Origin of the sequence: Pseudomonas syringae group sp. 247E2, assembly GCF_032587795.1 — a bacterium.
GTDB classification, from domain to species: Bacteria; Pseudomonadota; Gammaproteobacteria; order Pseudomonadales; family Pseudomonadaceae; genus Aquipseudomonas; species Aquipseudomonas amygdali.
This window is the reverse complement of the sequence record NZ_JAWHPK010000025.1, coordinates 272,547-298,278: the sequence shown is the minus strand read 5'-3', so window position 1 is coordinate 298,278 and position 25,732 is coordinate 272,547. Positions and strand designations below refer to the sequence as shown.

General features: G+C 57.0%; 10 protein-coding genes. 2 read left to right on the top strand and 8 right to left on the bottom strand.

The window, feature by feature from the left end; genetic code table 11:
- Positions 1-4 precede the first annotated feature (4 nt).
- From kdpC to kdpF, 4 genes are read right to left on the bottom strand one after another with little or no spacing between them, the layout of a single operon-like run.
- The gene (kdpC, locus tag RYC18_RS21530) at positions 5-577 is read right to left on the bottom strand and encodes a potassium-transporting ATPase subunit KdpC (protein WP_004664723.1); all 573 of its coding nucleotides are present in this window, start codon (positions 575-577) and stop codon (positions 5-7) included.
- 54 nt (positions 578-631) lie between these two features.
- Positions 632-2,710, bottom strand: a complete 2,079-nt coding sequence (gene kdpB / locus RYC18_RS21525) for a potassium-transporting ATPase subunit KdpB (protein ID WP_005779898.1) — start codon at positions 2,708-2,710, stop codon at positions 632-634.
- 10 nt (positions 2,711-2,720) lie between these two features.
- Positions 2,721-4,415, bottom strand: coding sequence for a potassium-transporting ATPase subunit KdpA (kdpA, locus tag RYC18_RS21520; RefSeq protein ID WP_316886793.1), 1,695 nt, complete (start codon positions 4,413-4,415; stop codon positions 2,721-2,723).
- A 2-nt stretch (positions 4,416-4,417) separates the two neighbouring features.
- On the bottom strand, positions 4,418-4,513 hold the full coding sequence (kdpF, locus tag RYC18_RS21515) for a K(+)-transporting ATPase subunit F (RefSeq protein ID WP_003406089.1): 96 nt from the start codon (positions 4,511-4,513) through the stop codon (positions 4,418-4,420).
- A 242-nt stretch (positions 4,514-4,755) separates the two neighbouring features.
- Between kdpF and RYC18_RS21510 the strand changes: the two genes are divergently transcribed.
- A complete protein-coding gene (locus RYC18_RS21510; RefSeq protein WP_004659166.1) occupies positions 4,756-5,019 on the top strand; it encodes a helix-turn-helix domain-containing protein in 264 nt (87 codons plus the stop codon).
- Positions 5,020-5,104: 85 nt separating this feature from the next.
- On the opposite strand, the gene RYC18_RS21505 is transcribed toward RYC18_RS21510, so the two are convergent.
- From RYC18_RS21505 to RYC18_RS21490, 4 genes are all read right to left on the bottom strand, one after another.
- Positions 5,105-9,901, bottom strand: coding sequence for an RHS repeat-associated core domain-containing protein (locus RYC18_RS21505; RefSeq protein WP_316886786.1), 4,797 nt, complete (start codon positions 9,899-9,901; stop codon positions 5,105-5,107).
- A 91-nt stretch (positions 9,902-9,992) separates the two neighbouring features.
- Positions 9,993-10,478, bottom strand: a complete 486-nt coding sequence (locus RYC18_RS21500) for a hypothetical protein (RefSeq protein ID WP_005753400.1) — start codon at positions 10,476-10,478, stop codon at positions 9,993-9,995.
- Positions 10,479-10,529: 51 nt separating this feature from the next.
- On the bottom strand, positions 10,530-15,719 hold the full coding sequence (locus RYC18_RS21495) for an imidazole glycerol phosphate synthase (RefSeq protein WP_316886784.1): 5,190 nt from the start codon (positions 15,717-15,719) through the stop codon (positions 10,530-10,532).
- 49 nt (positions 15,720-15,768) lie between these two features.
- A complete protein-coding gene (locus RYC18_RS21490; protein ID WP_316886782.1) occupies positions 15,769-20,058 on the bottom strand; it encodes a hypothetical protein in 4,290 nt (1,429 codons plus the stop codon).
- 281 nt (positions 20,059-20,339) lie between these two features.
- On the opposite strand from RYC18_RS21490, the gene RYC18_RS21485 reads away from it, so the two are divergent.
- Positions 20,340-25,547 (top strand): RHS repeat-associated core domain-containing protein, encoded by a 5,208-nt coding sequence (locus tag RYC18_RS21485; RefSeq protein WP_316886780.1) that lies wholly within the window; start codon positions 20,340-20,342, stop codon positions 25,545-25,547.
- Positions 25,548-25,732: the final 185 nt, after the last annotated feature.

Sequence of the window (25,732 nt, the reverse complement as noted above, 5' to 3'; positions counted from 1 at the left end):
TTTGTTACAACTGCGCGTTGCGCGGTGCAGACGGTAACTGATTCAGGCTCATATTCAAGGCCAATACGTTGACCACGGGCGGGCCTATCAGCGGACGTTGCGTGTTGGCGTCGATCAGCGCCTGTACTTTCTCCAGCGGCAACTGGCGCGCCGCGGCAACGCGACCGGCCTGCCAGGCAATGGCTTCAGGCGAGAGATGCGGGTCCAGACCGCTGCCGGACGTGGTCAGCAAGGCCAGTGGCACCGGTTCCTGCGAGGCATTGGCCAGTTTCGCAACGTCCTCTTTCACGCGTGTCACCAGTGCCGGGTTGCTCGGCGCGAAGTTGCTCGCGCCACTGGCTACCGTCGCAAACGCGCCTGCCGAAGGACGCGACTGAAACCACTCATCACCCGTAAACGACTGGGCGATGAGTGCCGAGCCGCGCACTTTGCCCGCCGCGTCGTACACCAGGCTGCCATTGGCCTGCGCCGGAAACGCCACTTGCGCAACCCCGGTGACTACCAGTGGATAGGCCACGCCGGTGATCAGGCTCATCAACACGATCAGGCTCAAGGCCGGACGCAATACATTGGACATCTGCACATCCTCAATCAGGTGAGGCTGCACGCCGACCGGCGTGCAGCACAGGCTTCAAACAAGGCCGAGTGCGACCAGCAGCATGTCGATCAACTTGATGCCGAGAAACGGCACAACGATGCCGCCCAGGCCATAGATCAGCAGGTTGCGACGCAACAGATGCGCCGCGCTGGCGGCCTGAACCCGCACGCCACGCAGGGCCAGCGGGATGAGCACAACGATGATCAGCGCGTTGAAGACGATGGCCGAGACAATCGCACTTTGCGGGCTGGCCAGTTGCATGACGTTGAGCACGCCCAGTTGCGGATAAATCGAGGCAAACAGCGCAGGCAGCACGGCGAAGTACTTGGCCACGTCATTGGCAATCGAAAATGTCGTCAGCGCACCGCGTGTGACCAGCAATTCCTTGCCGATCTGCACCACGTCCAGCAGCTTGGTAGGGTCGCTGTCGAGGTCAACCATGTTGGCCGCTTCACGCGCGGCCTGGGTGCCATCGTTCATCGCCATACCGACGTCCGCCTGCGCCAGTGCGGGCGCATCGTTGGCACCGTCGCCGCACATCGCCACCAGTCGGCCTTCGCCCTGCTCCTGACGAATCCGCTCCAGCTTTTTCTCTGGCGTGGCTTCGGCCAGCACATCATCGACACCCGCTTCAGCGGCAATGGCTGCAGCAGTCAGTGGGTTGTCGCCAGTCACCATCACCGTGCGAATCCCCAGCTTGCGCAACTCCTCGAAGCGCTCGCGAATACCCGGCTTGACCACGTCCTTGAGATGAATCGCACCCAACAAGCGACCGTTGGCGCAGACCAGCAGCGGCGTGCCGCCGGTCTTGGCAATCTTGTCGACTTCCCGCGCCAGGGCAGGCGGCAGGTCGCTACGCTGCATGTTGATAAAGGCCAGCAGCGAATCCACCGCGCCCTTGCGGTACACATGGCCCTGATAATCCACACCGGACAGACGTGTATCGGCGCTAAACGGTACAGCGGTTACCGAACTCAGGGTGGGCTCGTTCATCGGGTGCAGGTTGCGCAGGAACTCGACGATGGATTTGCCTTCCGCCGTATCGTCGGCCAGCGAGGCCAGCAAGGCGCCCTCGCCCAGTTCCTTCGGGGTCACGCCGGGTGCTGCGTAAACGGCAGCGCAGCGGCGATTGCCGAAGGTGATGGTGCCGGTCTTGTCCAGCAACAGCACATGCACATCGCCCGCAGCTTCCACGGCGCGACCGGACTTGGCGATCACGTTGAGGCGCACCAGCCGGTCCATGCCGGCAATACCGATGGCCGACAGCAGGCCGCCAATGGTGGTCGGGATCAGGGTGACCAGGAGTGCTACCAGAAACACCAGCGGCAGGCTGCCCCCGGCAAAGTGGGCGAACGGCTGCAAGGTGATGACCACCAGCAGAAAGATCAGGGTCAGGCCGATCAGCAGAATATCCAGCGCGACTTCGTTAGGGGTCTTCTGCCGCTTGGCACCTTCCACCAGCGCAATCATGCGGTCCAGCGTCGATTCGCCGGGGTTGGTGCTGATGCGTATCAGCAGCCAGTCGGACACCAGTCGGGTGTTGCCGGTGACGGCCGAGCGGTCGCCGCCGGATTCACGAATCACCGGGGCTGACTCGCCGGTAATCGCAGCCTCGTTGACCGCCGCGATGCCTTCGATGACTTCGCCGTCGCCAGGGATCATTTCCCCGGCGTCGACACGCACCACATCGCCCTTGCGCAACTCGCTGGCGTTGATGGTGCGCAGGCTGCCATTCTCATCGCGAATGCGCGCCTTGAGCCCTTCGCTGCCGGCCTTGAGACTGTCGGCGCGGGCCTTGCCACGACCTTCGGCCAGCGCTTCGGCGAAGTTGGCGAACAGCACGGTGAACCACAACCACAGGGCGATCTGCACGCAGACCGAAGTTGGCACCTGCGGGTTGGGGATGACGCACAGCACGGTGGTCAGAATGGCAGTCAGTTCCACCACCAGCATCACTGGCGAACGCTTGAGCTGGCGCGGGTCGAGCTTGACGAACGCCTGCACTAGCGCCGGACGCCACAGGGCAGCGATGCCGGTCTTGGCTGACTCGCTGGCGGCCTGAGGCTCGGCAGTTTTTACAGCATCACGTCTTGAAAAATCAGTAGTGCTCATGATCGGTTCCTCAGAAACCCAGGCTCAGGTGTTCGGCAATCGGCCCCAGTGCCAGGGTCGGCAGGAAGGTCAAACCACCCACCAGCAAAATGGTGACGGTCAGCAGAGTGACAAACAGCAGGCCGTGGGTCGGGAAGCTGTTCAGACCCTGTGGTGCGGTTTTCTTCATGGCCAGGCTGCCAGCCAGTGCCAGCACCGGCAGGATGTAACCAAAGCGGCCAATGAAGATCGCCAGGCTAAGCATCAGGTTGTGGAACACGGTGTTGGCACTGAAACCGCCGAACGCCGAGCCGTTGTTGGCCGTGGCCGAGGTGTAGGCGTACAGCAACTGGCTGAAACCGTGCGGGCCGGGGTTGCTGACCGCACCGGCCGGGCCAGGCAGGCTGGCAGCAATCGCGCCCAGCACCAGCACGCCGACCGGCATCACCAGCAAGGTGGCGACCAGCAGCCGCACTTCCTGCGCTTGCAGCTTCTTGCCGAGGTATTCCGGCGTGCGGCCAATCATCAGGCCGGAGAGAAATACCGCAATCAGTACGTTCAGCAGCATGCCGTTAAGGCCCACACCCACGCCGCCGAAAATCACTTCACCGACCATCATGTTGACCAGCGCAACCATGCCGGTCAGAGGGTTGAGGCTGTCGTGCATACCGTTGACCGAACCGTTGGAGGCCGCAGTGGTAGCGACTGACCACAGCACCGTGCCGGTGGTGCCGAAGCGGGTTTCCTTGCCTTCCAGCGGTGCGGTCTGCTCGACACCGGCGATGTTCAGGGCCGGGTTGGGCTGGTACTCGGCCCACAGCGACACCGCGCCGCCGATCAACAGCAGTGCCAGCATGCAGCCAAGAATCGCGCGGCTCTGGCGCATGTCCTTGACGTAGTGGCCAAAGGTGAACACCAGCGCTGCCGGGATCAGCAGGATCGACACCAGTTCGAACAGGTTGCTCCACGCCGTCGGGTTCTCGAACGGGTGCGCCGAGTTGACGCCGAAGAAGCCACCACCGTTGGTGCCCAGCTGCTTGATCGATATCTGGCTGGCCGCAGGGCCCATCGGCAGGCTTTGATCCGCGCCTTGCAGGGTCAGCGCATCAATGTAATGACCGAAATTCTGCGGCACGCCCTGCCAGACCAGAAACACGGCCAGCACGATACTGATCGGCAACAGCCCATAGAGCGTGGCGCGGGTCATGTCGGCCCAAAAGTTACCGAGGCTCTGCGACGAGCGACGGCTGATACCGCGACATAGCGCGACCAGCACGGCGAGACCGGTGGCAGCGCTGACGAAGTTCTGCACGGTCAGGCCGACCATCTGGCTCAGGTAGCTGAGCGACGCTTCGCCGCTGTAGGCCTGCCAGTTGGTGTTGGTGATAAAGCTCATCGCCGTGTTGAAGGCCAGCGACCACTCCATGCCCGGCAATTGCTGCGGGTTGAGCGGCAGCATGCCTTGCAGCATGAGGATGGCGAACAGCACGACAAAGCCCGCAAGGTTGAACGCCAGCAAGGCCCACATGTATTGCTGCCAGGATTGCTCGGTTTTCGGGTCGACGCCAGAAATTCGGTAGCAGGCCCGCTCGACCGGCCCCAGCACCGGGCTCAGCCAGGTGCGCTCGCCTTCCATGACCCGATAATAGAAACGCCCCAACCAAGGCGCGGGTGCCAGCAGCAGGACCAGAAAGGCCAGGATCAACAGATAATCGTAACTGTGCATGATCACTCCTGACTCTGATCGGCGCGCAACAGCGCCACCAGCAGATAGATGAACAGCCCGACTCCCATCAGCAGCGAGATACCATCCATAACGCTCATTGAAATTTCCCCCATCAGGCAACACCGATACGGCACAGGCCGCGTGGGGAGATTGTCCGCAGGCGGGGTGTAAAGGCGCGAGATCGACAGGCTGGCCGGGGCGTAAAGAAGCTGTAAAAAAGCGCTACAGCCTTGACGGCGCAAGGCCTTCGCGGACCTCCAGCGCTGTCATTTATGTCAGGTTCGCGTTGGGGATTGCGGGGGTATCGTGGTGCGGCGATCTTCAGGAAAAGGACTTCACCATGCTTCGCGACAACGGAAAACCACCCGGCACCACGCCGCCCTCCCACACCACACCCGCCACTGTCCAGTTGACCGTCAAGGAACGACAAGTCCTGGAATGGGTGGCGATCGGCAAATCCGCGTGGGAGATATCCCGTATTCAAGGGTGCACGGAAGCGACCGTGCACTTTCATACCAGCAATATCCGCCGCAAGTTCGGGGTGACGTCATTGAAGGCGGCGCTGGTGATGGCGATCAGGCAGGGGGTTATTTTGGTGGAGTGAAGTATTTAAAACCGGTGCACCCCACAGGAGGTAATCTCCTGCGTTGTGCACTTGGATTGCGGATCAGCACTTATATTTATTAGTCTTAGTCGAAGCTATATCTATCCTTAGGTTTTCCAGGCAGGTACCGGTCCAATCCTACTTTTCCAGGAGCCGGATTTGGACGCCTTATGTTCTCTACGGTGGGAATTTTTTTAAGCTCTTTTCTGGCAAATGATAAATCTTTTTTAATCACAGAACGCGCATGAGCAGTCATTCCGGTTTTACCCATATTCTTCTGCATGTATCCTAATGCTTCGACAGCGTTGACTTCTTTGTCAGTAAGAAATTTTGCTGTTTTAAGCTTGTAATCACTTATGGCAGAATCAATTCTACTGCGATAACTTTTGGTAGTCTCAAGCAATCTAGCTGCGTCTTTTTGCCTGATGGTTTTTAATGCTGTTACGCTTTTACTACCACGAGAGGTAAGTAGTTCGGGGATTTTTGCGACACCGGGGGATTTAGTCGTCAAAGTAGGACTCTTCTTTAAAGCTCGGAACAACAGTTTGAATGGAGTAAATATCCCAAAGTGCCCCGACGGATCCACCCTGTTCACCGGATCGCCCTCGACATACGCATACCCATTCACCCCACCCTCGCCAAACGGACTCCAGCTATCGGGACTGTTGAAGCGCATCAACACCGGGCTGTAGGCCCGATAACCATTCCCCAGCATTTGCCAGCCGCTATCCGCCTCGGCCAGTTCGCCATTGAACCCCAGTTTACCGAGTGGTGGAGCTTCACCGCTGGCATGGCCGTAGGCCGTATACCTCCTCCGGTTGATCCCGTCGCCACCCACCTCGCCCAGCACACTGTCGCTGCCATCGGTGGCAAGCAGCAGCGTGTGATCACTCTGCTGTTCGGCCAGCAGGTAGTCGTCGCCACGCATGAAGGTGCTCTGGACATGGCTGCCAAGTTGATTGGCCAGCCCTGCGTCGCTATAGAAACGCAGGTCTCTGTCGTCGCCACGGGTCTCCCCGGTCAGTTGGTCCTGGGGGTCATACTGGTAATGAATGCCGGCCGAGGGCGTGCCTACTTCGATCAGGCGGCCGAGGGGATCGTATTTAAGCGTGCGCCCGGCTTCGTCGGTTTTGAGGTTGCCGTCCAGGTCGTACTCAAGTTTGATTTCAGACGGGTAGTATTTATCATTACTGTTCGTCACCCGGCTCAACTGCACCGGGTCGTCACCTTCGTAAAAATACCTGGCATTGTTGCTCTCGACATTGCTGTTGTCGTCGCTGCCGTCATTGAAGCGGGTCGTGACGACCGTCAGGTTGTTCGCGCCATCGAAAGTGAAAGCCTGCGCGCGGAGGGTCCTGCCATAGGGGTCCACTGGCCGCTGAGTTCCCGTGCATTGGTATTGACCCAGGCGACCGGACGTATCGTAAAGGTAGGTTTCGTCACGGAGTGTTTCCGTGCCTTGGCGCAGGGTACGCTGGACCATGTTATCCACATCATCATAGACCTGAACCATCTGTTGCTCGACTCCGTCGAGGTCAAACGTACGCTTTACTTCCCGACCCAGATCATCATATTCAAGGCTGATCGCGACGGTTCTCTCGCGGCTGCCGTCGGTCTTGTCGGTGGTGGTGATTTTTGCGAGGCGACCAAAGACAGTGTCGTAGTCGAACGTTGAATAGACCTCACCCAGCGAGGTTTCGTAAAGACGACCGCAGCTGTCATAGCGATTGACCTGCTCCTGTCCCAGTACGTCGGTGTAAGACAGCAGCAGGCCCAATCGGCTGTAGCTGTAGAACATGTCGTAGGTCTTGCCTGCCGAGGTGCGCTTCTCGCTTTTCAGCGAGCCGGTACTGTAATACTCGCGATCCAGTATCTCGCCCTGCTCCGAGGAATGAAGCAGACGAGCATTCTGCTTATCGTAACTGTAATCGGCAGCCAAACCCGGCTCCGCAGTCCGGACAGACCCGGACTCTTTCAGCGGATCAACTTCGCAGGTGATTTCAGGTTCAGGCACAGCTTCGGACTGCACCCTGCGCCACGGCTCATCGCCCACCTGGGGCTTGTATTCGTAGTCGATTTTCCGCTTGCTGGGCAGGGTTATCGTTTTGGGCTGCAGCAGACCGGGGTCGTAAACAAACGTACGTTTACGCCCCCCGGTTACAGAGCTGACCAGACGATCCAGCCCATCGAACTCCTGCTCTCCCAACACAATGCTTTTGTCGTTGTGCTCGATGCCGATACTGACGGGCAAGTCTTCGCTGCTGTAGCCAGCATAGCTGCGACGCACGATGGCCCTGCTTGGCAATTTGGACTCGATCACCCGATCAAAGACGTCGTAAACAGAGGTGGTGTGCCGCTCGCCGCCCGCTTCCCCGACAATTTCCTCGACACGGCGGCCAAGGCCGTCGTAATGGTACTGGCTCAGACTGACCGAGTTTTCAGCCTGATCCTTTCGCTCGCTGCGGGTCGGCTGTTCGAACAGGTTCATCCAGGTCTCGGTGAACTCGCTTTTACCGCCACCGTTGCCTTCGATCCAGCTACGTTGAATCGGGCCCTGCGATTGCGCCGTACCAATAGGGTCGGTCTCTTCGAACGTCTTGACGCCATCCGGCCCGGTGACGCAGCGCTGCTTGCCCCAATCGTCGTATTCGAAGACGCTCTTGAGCGCCAGATCCTGCTGGCCCAGCCAGTCAAACTCGGTCTCACTGCCCATAAGCCCCCACGCATCGTAAACAGCCTCGTAGGTCTGTCGGGGCTTATCGGCGCGTGCAGGATTATCTGCGTCATCCCGTTCCTCACGGACGACTCGGTTGAGGCCATCGAAGTGGCTGCAGGTTTTTACCCCTTTGACGTCGATGAGCGTCTGCATGGCCTGATCAGTCGCGTTGGCACATAGCTGATACTCGTAACTTCTGGTCGCGTTGTAGGTTTCATCATTTGGCGCCACGGTTTCACTCAGCACACGTCGCAGGCTGTCGTAGACATAACTAATTTCCACGTTGTTGTCGTCGCGATTGAGCAAGGGTTCGCCATCGAGCAGAGAATCCTCCAGCGTAATGACCTTCTTCGCGCCATCGAAGCCGGTTACGGTCTGTACGGTTTGCAGCACTGTCGCGGCATAACGGCTGCTCTCAGGGACGCTTTCGGGAGTGTTCTCGGGAGCACTTTCAGTGGTGTTCTTGAGGAGGCGCACAGGAATGCTGTAGGCGTACGCTGTGCTGGTCACCTTCCCACCCATGAACACTTGCTGCAATTTGAGCCGACCGTGCAGGACTGCATTGTTCGGCTCATCGAAGTATTCGTAGGTCGTGCGTTGCTGTTCCTGCTCACCGTCAGTAGCCTGCATCAGTAACGTCTCGCTTTGCGGTGCAAGCCATTTCTGTAGCTGGCCGCCACCCACTGCTGGCAACGCAAGGTAGCGATAGCGGGTGATCAGGACCGGTGCCTTGCCGTAGCCGGATATCGCCGGGGTGACCTTGCTGCTTTTCATCCAGCGGACGAAGCCTTCAGGGTCCTTCGGGCATCCGTCCTCGCCGTCGGCCAGATACCACTCACTGGCCTCGACCACACCGTTGGCCTGAGTCTGAGTGAGCAGATTACCGTGCTCGTCATACGTGCTGCTAACAGTCTCACTGCGCGGCACACTGCCGTCTGACGACAGCCGCCAGGTGGTCTGGACCTCTTTGGGCAACTGACAGTAGGCAAGCTGAGTCGAAAAGGGTTCTCCCGGCTTGATGTAGTAACGAGTGTCCACCTGCATGACGCTAAGGTTCTTGCGCGTGGTTTCTCGAGCGAGCAGGTGAAACTGGTTGAAGGTTCGTTCGATGCTGCGCTCGGCATCAGCCTTGCCCGCGACCTCGACACGCAATGTTTCGGTCGACGAGTACTCGTATAGCTCCGCCCCGCGGTACAGATACAGATTGTCCAGACCATTGTCTTCCCAGGCGATATCCAGCCCTGCGCCCAGAAAATTGTGCTCGCGCCCGGAGCTGTCCTTGTAAGTGTAATAAACGTCCATTTGCGCCTGCCCCACGCCGGGCGTCGTGCGATGGCGCGTGACTCTGGGGAGAGGCGCGCGTTCCGCCCTCTTAGGAAACTGATGGCCGCTGTCGGTATAAAAGATATCTTCCCGGCCGCCAGCGGGTGTTTCCACCGCCGTCATGCATAAATGCTCACGGATCGTGTTGTATACAAAACGCCAGGAGGCAGCATTGTCGGTCGGCAATTCGATACGGTTGACACGGTGATCCGATCCACCCAGCACCATCACGAATGTCGCATCCGGTTCCTCGCCAGCGATCATCCGCAACGTTACCGACGTTTCGTCGCGGCTGATGCCGAGCAGGAGCTGATCCGAGTCATCCTTGATTTCGCTGAGCATTTGATGCCCGCCGAAAGAAGCGTAATCCAGCGTGATACTGTGACCTTCAGGGGCAAATACGCGCACCGGCAGCGCGACTCTGTTGGTGCCGCTGCCGCGCATTTCGAGCTGCTCCACCAGACCGGACTTGTGCATCACCCGGTAGTGATTATCGTCCTCCTTGTACAAGTGAAAGCTGTCGATTTTCTTTTCCGACATCAGCATCTGGCCGTTGCCGGTTTGATCGACCTTGAATGTCTCGCCGCTGCTCAGCGATACGATCTGCTTACCCGGATCGTACTGCGACAATTGCAGGTTCCAGCCAAGACCAAAGCCGCTGTCCTGACGGTTGAGAGGATTATAGTTGAGTGCCAGTGGCATGCCCGGGCCACGCAACCCGTTGGTTTTGACATCGGGCAGGGTGATCGCCACTGTGTATTGCCCGGTGCGGGGGTCAACGCCGCTCTGTACATAACTGAGGAAGTTGAACGCGTTGGAGTGTACTGAAGTCGATGCTGTCATGTTCCATGAACCTCGAACTTTATGTATTAAGATAACCGCCGCCCACGGGGCAACGGTTAAGCAGGTCTGACAAGTCCAGTTGTACTAACAGCTAATCCGATACATCGACACGCACGCAGGACAACTTGCCTTTTATATTTTCATCACCGTCATACGCCTTGATCACAACAACGCCGCGACTGACGATGGTGTCGACCGGTTTGCTTCTGAGCTGGTCGATGGATATCCAGGGTGTTGTAAGGGGGTCGATATAAGTCTCGAGCCCAAATACCCAGCCTCCCGAATCATTACAATCTCTGGATTCCAGGTATATCTTCATGGCCGAGCGCACATTATCCAGCTTGATAAAACTCATCTCATCGTTCGTGCACCCATGATCTTCTTTGTTGAGATAAACCGTGTCGTCCTTGGCGGTAAAGTTGCAGTTCTTGCCTCCGCCATCAGCGTTTGCTGCGAGCATGATCAGTCGAACCGCCTGTGCCGGGGGCTTTGGCACCGGGCTGTGGGACGGGACGAGCGTACAGCCTGTCAAACCCGCAAGCACTACACAGGCAAAGGTTTTACTTAGCGCATTCATAATAATAATGACTCCCTGTCGGTGTGTGGCATCAATGCCTTATTCGGGCTTCTATACCGAATAGAGGGTATGCATGAGACGGTTGCGCCTGCCGACGCCGGTGGCCAGAAAACCGATTCGTCGTTTATGGGCATTGCCCTGCTTATCGAGCAACAGGACTACTATTTCCCCCATCAATTTGTCGCGTGAGTCACCTACCGGGATATATTTAAGGCCCCGGAGGCGGTGCAGGCTGATGACCAGTTTGCCGGTCTCGAATAAGGACATCTTGACGTCAATGTCCAACGTGTGGACATCCCCCATCACGTCCTGGAGCGCTTCGTCAAAGTTCACCTTGCTTACATCACCGATAACCGCAGGGTCGTCGAAAATAAAACCCGTCCAGCTGAACATTTTTTCTTCTTCCAGCTCGCTCTCCCAGAGAATGATCGACGTATTGATCCCGTCACCGTCAGGCTTGGAGGGCAGAAACTTCAGTGTCTCGAAATTCACCCATTGCTGGGTTTCGGGGTTAATGACAGTCAGCGTCCAGTAATCAGTGGTCTCGAACTGGTAATCGAAATGCACATCTTCCCCAAAGTCCGGAGCCCCACTCGACGGCGGATCAACCGGAGGATCTCCGCCATCCCCATGTGCACGCCGCGGAATGAAGGTGTAACTGCGGGCATCGAACCTGGGCAAGTTTCGCGGGGTGATTTCAACCTTGCTGTTGATCTCTTCAACCATCAAAGAGGTCCACCACTTGGCGTTGTCATCCTGAAATTTCGCGTGGAAGACTTTGACGAAACCCGATACCGCCCGGCTGTGCAGGAAGAAGTACTGCGTGATTGTCCGTGACGCATCCAGGCCCGATTCAGCAGCCAAGACGCCGGCCCCGGATAGCTCGAAGCGGTTATATTGACTGCGCACGCGCCACGTTTGGCCATCCCCCTCGGGTATGCCTTCGAGATGGGAGAGTACTGACTCGATACATTGATTGGATTCATCGTCTACCAGACGCATGGAGGCCCTTTCGGTGGGACTCAGCTCGTACTCGATGTTGTTGTGCGGCCTTATCTGGGTCTTGATCTGCAGCCTGAGTTGCTGATAACCGTTGGGGTACAGATTGCCTGTATTACCGTAAGGCGGTGACGAGCCAGGAACCGTGACGATAAACATCGACATTTCTTGCCAACTTTCTTCATCGATGACTTCGGATAATTCGATGACGCTATAGCCGTACGCCATAACCACCCCCTTGCTCAGCACTTCACAGCTCACCACGCTACTGGCGACAAACGCCTGATCGGGCGGCATGAAAAGCCCCTGCTGATCAACAGTGCCTAGCCCACCCGCCACTTTCCAGCGTCGCTCAAACCCAAGCAGCAGTGCGCTGTCATCGTGTAACTGCACCGCTACCTTTGGCCGTGCTCTGGGTACGAAAGCTGGCTCGATACGCAGCGTTTGCTGCCCTTTGGCAATAAGCACCGTAGCGATGCCACGGTCATTACCCAACGCCTGTATCTGTTGCACCGCCAGTGCTCTTTTTCCGGACCTGGCATCCGGACTGAAGAGCGCGCCCTTGTCGACCGTACTCAAACTGCCAAGCTCAGTGCCCAACAGCGCCCAGCTCACCGGGCTGCCGTCAAGCGTCGAAGCCGCCAGCGAGACCGGTTGCAGCGCATCCCCCCCTGGCACTACCGTTACACTTGGCGCCAACTCCATGCTGCGTGATACCACACCCACCAGCGCCGAGACTTTGACGACAGCGCCTGACTCTTCATACGTGGCTGTGATGACCACGCGCAACGCGTCATGGCCAATCGCCTCAAGCCCCGGCGCCGTGTAAACACCGCTGGAAGAGATGCTGCCGCTTCCCGCAGCCAGGTGGCTTTTAATGCTTAACGCACTCCAGCTGGTGGCCGGTATTTCTTCGCCTTGCGGGTTGTGCAGGGCAAATCGCTGAGTCTGCCCGGCCTTCAGGGTCGAAAACAGGGGTGTAATGCTGGCCTGTGTCGAACGAAGGCTGCCAAACAACAGCAGGTCATGTGGACGGTATTGCTCAAGTGGTTCGAATACGCGTCCACCGGTGAACTTCAGGCAGTCCGCCACGTGCAGACGTTCACGCTCGATCATCGACTGAGTCTCTTGCGAGAGCATCAGCACCGTGCCGTAGGTTGGCTGACCGTCTTCCCCACGATCATCAGGTATCGGATAAACGAAATCATCTGTCGGTGCAAACACGCCTTCAGCGTCGCCATCCTGCGCGCCCATGAACAGCACAAGCGCGCCATCACCGGTAGTAGTGTCCATACGCGCATCGCTTGAACGCGGCGCAGCGCGGGTAACAAGCCGCAAGCTGGCTGGCGTCTGAACATGATAGCGATTGAGCTGTGCCTGCAGCACAGAGAAAACCCGGCGATGAAGTGCAATCTGCTTGAACTCCTCAGCAAAGAAATCTGCCAGCCGCAGATTGATCACATCATCGAGGCCCCCCAGATTACAGGCAATGTCAACCCCGCCGGCCAGATCGAGCAGCACATGCCCCTCATCACCCACGAAGAGGTCAACAGTCATTGCCAGCCTGAAGCCCATGGGCTCGCTGATGATGGAGCTGCCGGACACGGTGGTTGCACTCCCCTCCGGCTGATGCAAGCCGCTGTAACGGCCAGACACCATGTTCATCGTGACGAGGACACTGCCGGAGCCCGGCGAGTCAGGCAGAAACGACAGGACCGGCACGCCCAGCTCGACCTGTTTCAGACGAACAGTGTCGCCTTGTCGCTCATCCACCACGATGTCGCCGGTGAACAACGGCAAGAAGGCCAGATCCTGATAGCGCTCGATGTATTGTTGCTCTATATGCCGGTTGAGCTCGCTGCGACTGACCGCCGCGACGGCTCCCCAGCCTTGGGTCAAGGTACCTGCACCCGCTCGCTGCACAATACCGCTCAATGAACGGGGCATTGCATTAGCCGCCGAGCCCCCCGCTGTCCCGGTCAGTGCCTGCACCACACCGGAGGAACCACTCAATGGCAGCGGCAGAATCAAGTGCCCGGCCATTGTGCCCAAAGCGTCGTCTTCAAATTCTGCAAACACGACAACGTAGCGTTCGGGTGCTTCGGCATCACAGCTGTACACGCCAGTGGCGTCTATAGAGCCCGGCCCATCAAGACTCCAGGTGACTGGAAGGTCATGGCCATTGACGACGACTTTCAGCTCGGCACGCTGATCATTGACGCTGACAAGCGTGATGAACAGCATCGGTGAGTGGCGAAGAACCAGAACCTGAATTGACTGGGTGTGCTGATCGTCGCTGACCGTTATTGTGTCGAGGACATAGGTATTCCCTGCCCCCCCTGCACCGGCGACGTAAAACTGCTCATGCGGTGCATCGACGCCGTCCTCAAGCGTCCCGCTTTCTCCGGCTACCGGATCGACCACCGTCCATTTCAGGGGAGTTGCACGCGAACTGCGTGCTGAAAGCGCTATCCGTTCACCGTAATTACACACCTGAATCAACGGGCTGACGCTGACGCTGCTGGTGAGCACCGTCAACACTGCGGTACTCTCATGCTCCGACACCGGGTCAATAGCCTTGATCAGTACACGCTGAAAACCCTGCCTTGCGGGCAGCGTTGCGGGAGCCGTATACCGGCCCTGCATATCGATTTTTCCCAGTCCTTCAGCATCGCCACCCAAAGGATCTTCCAGAGACCAGGCGATGCCCGCCCGCGCAGGCCGGGTGGTCAATTGCAGCTCTTCGCCTATACCGATCAGTGCCTGGTGCCCGGCGATACTGAACGTGGACGCACCGGGATCGATACGACCGAACACGGCCAGGTCATAAGGCAGACGCTTGAGTACGGGTTGCAAAACTTGCTCGTCAGGCAATAACCAGCCGCCCAGAAAACGCTCGGCGCCGGTAGCATCCAGAGTTTTGCTCAACCCTTGAAGCACAGCGTGTTTGACGGTGTAGGCCACGAAGCCGTTGACCTGCTCCAGCTCCCTGACACTCAGGTTGTCCAGCGTTCCTGGAACGGCGCTGACCTCATGATCGAACAGGTAAGGTGTATAAAGATGCCCTTCCACTGCTTGATCATCTGACTCACCTTCCAGCAGATGAAACTCATGCTTGAGGCTGATGTTGAAGGTAGCGTTGTGCGATTGCCATTCATCGCTGTCCAGCGCTCTGTAGCGAAAACCCAGCGTGCAGGGAAATTCCCAGGTCTGCGTGGTCTGGGCGTACTCGAAGTCAATGGTCAGGGGATGCTCGGCGTTGAAGGCCTGAACGTTGAAGGATTCCGATTCAAAGACGAATTCCGCGCTGCGATATTCTCCAGCCGGAACTTCAAACGTGCCGGCCTGAGCGACCATCTGCTTCAGTGGTTTATCGTTTGGAACGTTGTAGCTGAATTCAGACGCTTGCAGCATCTGTATCGCCGCATGACCAAAGGCAGCACGGTGCAGTGCGTGAGAGGAAAACACGGCGGTCGCCGAATACGAATGCTGAGTATCGTTGGGAATCAGGTAACGGAAGTCGGAGTCGCCACCCGGAATCCCGCCCGACACGCCGTATTGCATGGTCGTGAACAGCAGCAACGCGCCTTTTTTATGGACTGATACAGCATTGGGGCTTTCAAGCTGTGATCGCACATCAATTCTACGTACATTGAGCAATTCGTTGCTGTGCTCGTTGAAAATACCCAGCCTGAACTGCTGCTCCTGATTTTCCGGGTTGCTGAACCAATCCTGAAAAAAGTCGCCGATATTCTCTCGTTCGGTAGAATGGCCCGGAAAATCCAGTGAAAGGTTTTTAGCCAGACCAAGGTCCACCACCAGATCCGCGCTTTGACTGCTCATTTCCAGATCGAAATCCAGGCCCGGCGCATTCAGTGGGTCGTAGGCTGCGATTCTGTGAACATTGTGCTGCCCTAGAGCGTTCTCTACCACGGTATGCAAACCGGCGATAACCGGAATGCGCCAGGCCAGCAGCGAATTCTCCAGAACGCTGTGCTTGAACGACAAGGTTGGTGCCCCGAGAACACAGCCCGAAAAAAAATGGGAATCAAACGTATCGGGAATCGTGATACTTCCGTCCGGCACCGGACGCGACATTCCCTGAGCCAGACTCTGTTGGTAAACATGGTCGAGGAGCTCGTTGACCTTGTCGCCATCCAGAGCAATGATCGCGTCCCAGCCTCTGAGACGCGTGTTATCTTTCATCCATGCCAACAGACTTTCCGCTGAATAACCAGCCATGACATCACCTCCTGTGATGTTGATATAGATAAGACCGATGTGCCTTGGGTCAGGACGCCGGTACTTCTTTGCCCTTCATCAATTCCAGCTCCGTGGCAAACCCGTCCACCGGTAGCGGCAATATGATATGCCCCTCAATGACGTCAAAGACTGAATGATCGGCCTCGGCAAAAATAAGCACAAACCGGTCAGTCGACGATATGTCGGGGGTGTACAAGCCGTCACTGATGCTCCCGCTCCCGGCGCCTATTCTCCATTCGACGCCGGCCGGCGTAGCGCCATCGGCAAACGCTTGCAGTTGAACCTGATCGGCACGAATGGTCACAACGTCCACGGACTTGCCGACCTTCGCAACCTCCAGAACTTCCGAAACCTCCACGGTTCTTACGACTTTCACGGTTAACAGCGGGATTTGATGCTTTACCAGTACCCACGACGAAACACTCGCCTGCCCACTGGTCACGACTATCTGATCCAATAGGTAGGTTTTGCCGGACACCTGCTGCGCCGCGACGTAACGGTGATCACCATCAGCCAGTTGGCTGGGCTCCAGGACACCGCTTTCGCCGGGAACCGGATCCTTGAGCGACCAGTGCATTTCTTCTGTGCCGAGCGAGCCTGCCTCGAGCTCCACAATCTGCCCGGCGTCACACACCTGAATCAACGGATTGAGGGTGATCGGGTTGGTCACGATCGTGACCAGCGCCGAACTCTGATAGTTGGAGTTCATGTCAGTGGCCGTCACCCGAACACGTGTGAACGGAAACTCGGTTGCCGAGCTTTCTGGCGCGTAATACCGGCCGGCACCATTGATGGCACCGTAGTTCTGCGTATGACCATCCAGACGTTCGACACCCCACGTCACACTCAATCCCAGCGGTTGAGTGGTGAAGGTGGTGGAACTGTCGACTACCATCAGATGCTCCGCCGGGCTGACGACAAAGTCTGCCCCGGAACTATTGATGCGCCCGAAGGCGGCTATGTCTCTGGGCGCACGCAGTACATCAGGCACAATGGCTTCGTTGAAATTGAGATTGATACTGTCCCGGATGAACGAACTGATCGGCACACGGGTAGCGAGTTTGCCCTTTAGTACGGCCCTGATCCCGGACTCGAACGGATGAGTGTCCAGGGTCTCGAAATTCGTCTTTACTGCCACTATCAAAAACGCTAATGACGGGCTCAATGGTGGTGGATCCAAATCTCCGAAAGCCGGTTCACCGCTGGTGGTATTTATCGTGAGGCTGGGGGTCAGAACGAGGTCGTTGTTTTCTTCGGCGAAGGTATAAATGCACCGTACATCGACCGTGATGACCTTGCTCATGACCAGTACCGTCTGGCCTAGCAACGTAAGCACAACGCTGGGTGTAGCTTTGGGCTTCCAGGTCAATGCCACCGTGCCATCGCAAATGAGTTCCACTGACAAAGGCGTGCTCTCCAACGCCTCAAGCCAGGTCTCGGGTTTGTAAACATTTGCCATGACTGGCACGCGATCGATTTCAACCTCAACATCCCGGCTGCTCGACTCGGACGTCTTCAATCTGCCCGACTTGGCCGTCGCCTTGACCAGTCGGCCGGAGCCATCATGAACAAATTCGAAATCCACGTCTGCAATAACCGAAGCAATGGTCTTGGTCACCTCGCCGATGAACAGTGCCGCCTTGAACGTACGCTCAGCACTGAACAAAACTGTTGCTGAGTAATCTTTCCCGACATCATCCGGTATCAGGTATTGATACTCTACCGGGATGTCGCCGTCTTCCTGACTGCCTTCCAGACGAATGAACACCAGCACGGCCCCGTCGCCATAGTTGGCGGCATCCGGGTCGAGAGGTGCTGCAGGATTGGTCTGGGTGCGCAGTTTGAAAGACTGAGGGTGCATCAGATCATTGCTGCCACGCTTGATCACGCCAAGCGTCCATATGCGCTCATCGTCCGGCAAATCATTGAACAGGGCTTTGAAAAAATCTCCGCCGAGTGCCCGGTCAGCCCTGTCAGCCGCGAAGGTAAGAATGAAATTGTCACTGTCCTTGAGGTCGAGCCGCACCCGGCCATCGCTCTCGATATTGCCCGGGACCATTTCCAGCGCGAGATCCAGTGTCAGCTTCGGACCTTGCAGCGCATCGATATGGATAACCCTGTAGGCTTCCCAATTATCGACGTTATTCTTCATCGTCAATTGGGTTCCGCCCAGAATCGAACAGGTCAATGTCGCATGAGAATAACCGAGGTTATCGTTCGAGAAGGCCAGTCTGGGCGCATCCAGAATAAAATTGTGAATACATTCTTTAAACCCGTCGCTCAGTATCACCTCTCCGCTCACAGGCTTTATACAGGTGTCCGACGAAAAACGCGCAACATACTCCTGAAGCAACAGGTTATTCACCTCGCCTCGGGCCATTGCAGCGATGGAGTCCCAACCCCACATAACATTGTTAGCGGGGTCTTTCATCCACTCGGTCAGGTGGTTCAGCGTGTTATTGGCCATAGGGTTGCGTCCTTGCATGTGTGGGGTCATACCAGTGGCTGTTGCGTCCTGCGCCAGCCCGCCGGCCTGTAAAGAATGACCGTCCAGTACCTCGAAATCGATAGACGGAAACTGTGTGTAAGTCGCCCCGTCATCAAAGCTGACTTCAACCGCCACGGTGTTGGTCAGTTCGTTTCTCTTCAGACTCTCCAGAAAGTCCCTCGGGATGATCACCGACACCTGCTTGGATTGGTATTCCGCCTCACTGAGCGGTTCGGCTGCGCCGGTACGTAGCCCGAGCGCTTGTGGCGAACCCGATTGTGACAAGCCAATGGCCTTGATTCGTACCCGTTGCCCGGGTGCCATATAGGGCCAGGATGCGAGGTCCAGACCCGCACCTTCTGACGGCACAAGGTCGAGGTAAAGCTTGGTATCGGTAATGCGTGGTCGCATGATCTGGATAACCGGCCAAACACCGACAAGGCCTCTGACTTCCAGTTCGAATACTGGCGAAGTGCCTGACTGCGACAGCGAAACGACCTTGTAATACACATCTACCCACTTGCCCATATTGGCCGGAACCGCCGTGGACGGGATGATGAACAGGCGCGGATCGTCTGGTGAAGGATCAGCGATAAAGCTGCCCGTGCTTGTATTGCCATCCCAGTGCATCTGTACCGTGGAATCGTCACCGATGAAAGCATTGTCCGGTATGCGAATTTTCACCCCGCTCTGCAGCCACGAGGCATTGATATAGCCCTTTACTCCCCATTCTCCAGAGCTCTCGATCGTGGCGTGGTCGATAACGGGCACAGGAAGATCGAGCGCAAGACTCAGCATGACCTTGCGCGGCAACGAGCTGGCGGCATGGCCTGGTCGCGCGTACTGATACACCAGCTCGATTTCCTTGCCGTTATTGGCGCAAAGCCAGGCATTCGCCAGCGAGAACTGCAGTACGCCACTGTCGAGATTGGATATGTCGGCCCTCAGGGTCTGCACCAGCATATTGCCGCTGGAAACGTAAACCACGACATCGTCATCGATCTGCATGCCCGAAGGATCGATCAGCAGGGTGATGCCGCCAGGAAAGGCTTCCGGATCCAGTGAGCCACCGTTGAAATCCTTGATCCTCAATGCCGGCAATAACGCCGCTGACGGTGCGACGATGGCCAGTGACTGGGTGACTGAATCCGTTATCAATGTGGAATCGGCATACTCGATGCGGTAGCTCATCAGCGCGACGCCATTTGCAATTGGAAAAAATACGCTAGTGGTTATCGACCACCGCAAAGGCTGGCCCACCTCGTCCCCAGTCAATAACCGGGACTCGACCCAAGGGTCCGAGGGGCAGCCGTCGTCGAAATAAAGATCCAGTGTGAGGATCACTTTGTCGCCCTCGCGCATGGCCAGATACGGCGGCGTCACGATCGACACCTGATTGACGCCCCACAGCAGGTCGGGATCAAGCTTCAGATCGTGAGACTCCTTGCATTGCGGCACCCCCAGCCCGGCAGCCGTTGGTGGACGTTTGCCAACATAGAAAAACAGGCGCTGGGATTCCTCGATGCTGCCTTCGACTATGTACGAGTAAAACACCCAGCCATTGTCAAGCCTCGTCAGCAACGGGTTATTGATCTTCAGCAGCATGCCTTCAGGCTCCAGGTCCCCGACCTCGACAAGTTCGCCGACATAGTCCTCCACTGCGCCCAAGGCGCTGCAACCTCGCCAGTTGGGCATGAACCAATCACCTTTTTCGATACCTGGATAGTTGATCCAGGTGAGCAGGTCGGCGCCGCCCAACTGATCCAGGTCGAGGTAATTCCCGGGCTGCTGCAGGTCGGGCACCTTGGGGGCGGGAAAATCCAGCGCCATGAGTGAGACTCCTTTCTCGTTTCCGCCTGAATGGGTGTATCGCAAGGGTTGACCTTGCAAATGCGGATAGGACTTTTTTACGCCGGTGCCCACCAGTTGCCCACTAGCACTACTGCTAGGTTGTTGCCCGGGTTCGGACTGTTAGGGTTAGGCAAGACCTCCAGCCACACGGACGCCTCAGGGAGTTCAGGCTTGGGGGGCGTCAATGAACAGAGCGCAAGGACTGCACAATCGTCAGACACCGCAGCGCTTGTCCCGCATCAATCATCGAGGTCCGCTCCATGGCTGCTTCTACTTCCGTGCACTCCAACGCGTTCAATTTCATGAGTTGTCTGAAAAGCGGCGTTGACCCGCGCACCGGGCTGTACAACATATCGATCAGCATGCCCGAACTGCAAAGCAATGACCTGCGCGGACCAGGGTTCCGACTCGACCTGTCCTACAGTCAGCTAAATACGCTGGACAGCGGCTATGGCATGGGCTGGAATCTACAGGTTTCACAATACAACCCTGCCACTCAGATCCTGTCCCTCAGCACAGGCGAGACCTTCCTGGTCGACGGCACCGGCAGCAACGGCCTACGGACGATGACCGAGAAGAAAATTGACACCTTCCACTTCTACAAGCAGGACGATACGTCCTACCGGGTGGTGCACAAATCAGGTCTGGTGGAAATCCTCGAGTTGCACATCAGCGGCAATAAAAGAATGGCCTGGGCGGTGAAAATCATCGCGCCGTCCGGGCACAGCATCACGCTCAAGCACAAGCTGTTCAAAAGCAGCACCTACATGCTTGCTTCGATCACTGACGACCTGGGTCAGACGCTGTTGGAAATTGCACGCAGCGACGATTTCGTCGAGCTGAAACTGCATCCGTATGAGGGCATTGGCGGTGCTCCACTGGCGCGCTTTTTGATGACCCTCGTCGGCACCGACAGACGCGTATCGCGCATCACCCTGCCCACCGAGAATAATGCGTCATGGCGCTTTGAATATACCCTGGAGAACGACCATCAATGGTGCGTGAACCATGTAGAGACACCGTCTGGAAGCAGCGAAGATGTTTACTACGAGGATGAAGGCCATGCGTTTCCATACAGCGCCGGTCGCCCGCCCCTACCCAGAGTGACCAAGCACGTCATCGATCCCGGCCTCGGTCAGGCAAAGGTCGATGTGCGATATACCTATAAGGACGGCCAGCAACACTCACGAAATTTTCTCGGTGCAGAGCTGCGCATCGTCTGGGAAGACGACGGCCTGGACAACCTTTACAAAACCTTGCAGGACTACAACTATGTCTGTACCGAAAGCCTGTGGGTCGACAGCAAGGCCGTGCGCAGCATAGAGCGGACCTTCAACCGCTTTCACTTGCAGACCCTTGAAGTCACCACCCAAAACAACAACCAGCAAACGGTCGCGACCGCCTACAACATTCTGCCGGGCGAGCGTTACTCCATGCAGCCCAACAATTGTCAGCTACCCAGCGAAGTCACCACCCGTTGGCAACGGCTGGACGAGCCTGAGCGGACGCGCACAGAAACCGTCACCTATACCTATGACCTTTACGGCAATCCGCTGGTGCATACACGCGCCGACGGGATCCAAGAAGTCAGCAGTTGGTACCCGGCCGGCGGTGGCGACGGTTGCCCGGCCGATGCGGAAGGGTTTGTCTCCCGACTGAAAGAAAAAGTGGTCGAACCCGCGCCATCGTCGCAGTCCGGGGCCCCTACCCTGTCCACACGTTATCGCTACAGTACGCTGCCTGCACTGACGGGCAGCGAGTTACCCGACTGGATCGTGCCGGAAACCGAAACACTGCTGCAGCTTGAAAGCGGTGGAACCTCTGTGGAGTTGCAAAAGATCCTGCTGGAGCACATCAACCAGCCGGACGCGCCTTTCCAGCATGGTCGGATCGCGAAAAATATCGAGTCCGTGAACGGAAAGGACACCGTTACCGTCTACGAGTACAGCCACGCCAGCATCAGTCACAGCGACAGCAACAGCACCAATAGCAGCAGCCGCAAGAAAAAGGGTAAGGGCAAGATCAGGATCAAGATCAAAGGCAAGGGCAAAGACCGGATCAAGATCAAGATCAACAGCAAGGGCAACAGCAAGGGCAACAGCAAACACTTGCAGGTCCCGGTACAGCTGATAGAGATCACCACTATCGGCTTCGACAACACTCGCATAAGCAAGCAGCAACAGCAGTCGTTGTTGACCGGCCAGGTGCTGCTGATCCTGGAAGAAGGCGTGGAGATCCGCTATGTCTATGACGCGCTCAACCGGCTGACCAAAGAAACGATCGCACCGAATTCAAGTGCTGGCTATGAAGCCAGTCGCGAGTACGAGTACACCCTGTGTTCCGATACGGGACAGTGCGCAGAACAAGTGCTGACCGACGCCCGCAAGGTCAAGACCCGCTCTGTCATGGATGGCCTGGGCCGGGTAATACTCGAGGAACGGGACCACATCGACAGCAATGATCTGCAAGCAATGTGCATGATCCATAAAACGCAGTACAACGCCTGGAACAATGTGCAATACGAAACGGATTACGACTGGTTCGACAACCAGCAACTGTTCGCTATGCGAAACACCTACACCTACGACGACTGGAACCAGCAATCTGTCATTGCCTCGGATCACGGCATGCAGACTCACCAGTACCACGACCCCATCGGCAGTAAAGAACATAACGGTCCTGTTCAGAAGACCTGGGTGCAAAGCGGTGACGCAGAACCTCTGATCAGTGGTCGTAGCGAGACCTGGCTGAACATGTTCGGCAAACCGGACAAGATCAAGAGCCAGGACGCAGCAGGAAAAGATCTGGGCTCACAAACCTTTCTCTACGACGGAATTGGACGCTGCACGGAACAGACCGATGCGTCAGACCACAAAACGCAGTTCAGTTATGACGCCTGGTCGCGCATGGTCAGCACACGCTTGCCCGATAGCAGCGAGGCACATCGTGAGTATGAACCGTTCAGCACCACCGAGCTGCCGACCAGCCTGAACGTGATTCATCCGGACGGTATTACCAAAACCGCGGCAGGCAAACAGACGTTCGACGGGCTCGGGCGTCTGACACTGGCCCAGGCAGGGCAACGTATCGAGCATTACGAGTATGAGGACGGTCACCGGCAGATCAAAACCCGCAAAACGGCCAAGGGTGATGACATTAGCTACACCTACACCCTGGCACTCACCGATCAGATCGTCTCCAGTGTCTCCAGTACTGCACCGGATGACGCTGCCCGTTTCGAGTATGACAACGTCAGTGCCCGCCTGATCTCTGCCACCAATAAGCAGGGCAAGCGCACTTACGCTTATGACGCGCATAACCAGCTGACCAAAGAGACCTGGGAAGATCTGCAAGGCCGGACCTGGCAAACCCTTCATCGGACATCCTTGCAGGGCCGTGCGATGTATCGCACCGATGTCGAACAAAAAGACGTCAAAAACCCGGTTAAAGGTGTAGTCAAAGGCCGGAGCAAAGGCGGCGTCAAAAACAGTGTCAAAGGCGTTGAAACGATTTACCGGTATGACACGTTCGGCCGACTCGAAAGTGCCGTTCAGGGCAACGTGAAGGTGACCACCCGTTATGACACACTGGGTCAGCCCTGCGAGATGACGACCCATGACACAGTAGCCGGAACCAGCCTGGTAAACCGTATTGAATATGACGACCAAGGACAGGAAGTTCTCAGAACGCAGAATGCCGGCAATCACCCTGTACGTACGCTGACACAGCAATGGCAACCCGACGGGCTCATGCAAAGCCGTCATTTGCAGGAAGCGGGCAACCCGCTGCTGCTGGAAGAGTTCCAGTATGACGCTCGAGGTCGTCTGAGCGGCGTCGCCTATTCAGGCAGTACCCGGCCAGTGCACGCATCCGGCAAAGCGATCATCAACCAGAGGTTCATCTTCGACGAGCTGGACAACATGACCCTGACCACTACCAGATTTGACGACGTCAGCAATGAGGCCTGCTTCAGCACTGAGACGGCCATTTTCCGCTATGGCAAAGAAGGGGACCCCGATTCCAGGGACCGATGCCAGTTACTCGGCATCACCTACCTGCCTCCACGGGACACACCGCCCCCGACGTTCAGCTATGACGCCAACGGCAATCAGTCCGCTGACGAGCATGGCAACCTGTTGTACTACGACAGTGAAAGCCGCCTTGTACGGACGGACAAACCGACAGGTGAGCCGATCAACACATACGCTTACGACAGCAATGATCATCTGGCCACCACCCGCAATGGCAGTGACAGCGAAATACTGCGTTTTTATCAGGGCCAGCAGTTGAGCAGCACGGTGCAGGACGACCGACGAACTCAGTTTCTGCACATTGACGAGCAACCCATAGGCCAGCAGACCATCGGAGAACCTGCCGAAACCCTGCTGTTGCTGACGGATGCGAACCAGAGCGTTATTGGTGAGTTCCAGCAGGACACGTTGCGAACAGCTGTCTACAGCGCCTACGGAGAACGCCACAGCGATGACGCGCTGCTCAGCGTCACTGGGTTCAACGGCGAGGTATGCGAAAAAGACACGGGCTGGTATCTGCTGGGCAATGGCTACAGAGCCTACAACCCCGGCATGATGCGTTTTCACAGCCCCGATTCCTTGAGCCCCTTTGGCGCAGGTGGGGTCAACCCCTATACCTATTGCCTGGGCAACCCCATTGCCTGGCGCGACCCCACCGGGCATGACGCCAGCTCCCAGAGCGGCAGGCTGCGACGGCCCGATGAGGATGCGATACCGGCAGAGATGCGGGGTGACCTGGGCCTATGGACCTGGGTCTCGCTCGCGGCTGGCGTAGTGTTCACGCTACTCAGTTACTACGCGACAGTTACCACGTTTGGAATAGCCACCCCCGTCACGGCCCCTATAGCATTTCTAGGCTTATCGATGACCTCATACGCGGGCGCCAGCATTACAACCGCAGTGTTGGCGACAGGAACCTTTATCAGTGCTGCATCAACGGCTGCCAGTACTTATGGTGCGGTGACGGGAAACACCAAAGCCATGCAAGCAGGGCAATACCTCGGCTATATCGGGGCCGCTGTAGAGATCAGTGGGGGGATATTGAGACATACGCTTAAAAGAGCGGTCCATGCTGCGGTCCACGTTGGGGACGATGTAACTAAGCCGGTATTGACGGGCAGACTATTCAGGTTTTTGAACAGGTCGAAGTCCACGTCTGAGGATGGGGCTGCTCCAACGAATCCAGCGAATTCAGGCGCAGGTAACTTAGCAGAGAATACGTTGATTCCAAGAGCGGTCGGGAAGTCAAAGCCTGTGCCACCGCGACCCAACCCGCGGCCAATGACAGGCCCTTACGCCAGGCGCGACCAGCAATTGGTAACTAATGAAGCATCACCCAGCAGCCCTTCATGGCTGGCACGAAGCACAGCTTTTACAAAACAGCTTGGCAAATTAGGACAGAACGTATACATGCTTATATACGAGATTCGCAGGTGAGAGAACCGAACTTCCCGCCGCCGATAAAAAGCCCATCGCTGTCGGCGGCATTTCAGTCAACGCCTGTATTTCCATACCGTTACATTTGCCCCTTCGGATTCTCTGCCCGAACAGACAAGCACAGCCCCATGAAAAACCCGGAACAACGTAAAACTCAAGATTTTAAATGTATGACACTAATTTAG

What these genes read in the sequence shown, in the direction of transcription:
- kdpC (WP_004664723.1), bottom strand. Translation starts at nt 577, where the DNA reads ATGTCCAATGTATTGCGTCCGGCCTTGAGCCTGATCGTGTTGATGAGC.
- kdpB (WP_005779898.1), bottom strand. Translation starts at nt 2,710, where the DNA reads ATGAGCACTACTGATTTTTCAAGACGTGATGCTGTAAAAACTGCCGAG.
- kdpA (WP_316886793.1), bottom strand. Translation starts at nt 4,415, where the DNA reads ATGCACAGTTACGATTATCTGTTGATCCTGGCCTTTCTGGTCCTGCTG.
- kdpF (WP_003406089.1), bottom strand. Translation starts at nt 4,513, where the DNA reads ATGAGCGTTATGGATGGTATCTCGCTGCTGATGGGAGTCGGGCTGTTC.
- RYC18_RS21510 (WP_004659166.1), top strand. Translation starts at nt 4,756, where the DNA reads ATGCTTCGCGACAACGGAAAACCACCCGGCACCACGCCGCCCTCCCAC.
- RYC18_RS21505 (WP_316886786.1), bottom strand. Translation starts at nt 9,901, where the DNA reads ATGACAGCATCGACTTCAGTACACTCCAACGCGTTCAACTTCCTCAGT.
- RYC18_RS21500 (WP_005753400.1), bottom strand. Translation starts at nt 10,478, where the DNA reads ATGAATGCGCTAAGTAAAACCTTTGCCTGTGTAGTGCTTGCGGGTTTG.
- RYC18_RS21495 (WP_316886784.1), bottom strand. Translation starts at nt 15,719, where the DNA reads ATGGCTGGTTATTCAGCGGAAAGTCTGTTGGCATGGATGAAAGATAAC.
- RYC18_RS21490 (WP_316886782.1), bottom strand. Translation starts at nt 20,058, where the DNA reads ATGGCGCTGGATTTTCCCGCCCCCAAGGTGCCCGACCTGCAGCAGCCC.
- RYC18_RS21485 (WP_316886780.1), top strand. Translation starts at nt 20,340, where the DNA reads ATGGCTGCTTCTACTTCCGTGCACTCCAACGCGTTCAATTTCATGAGT.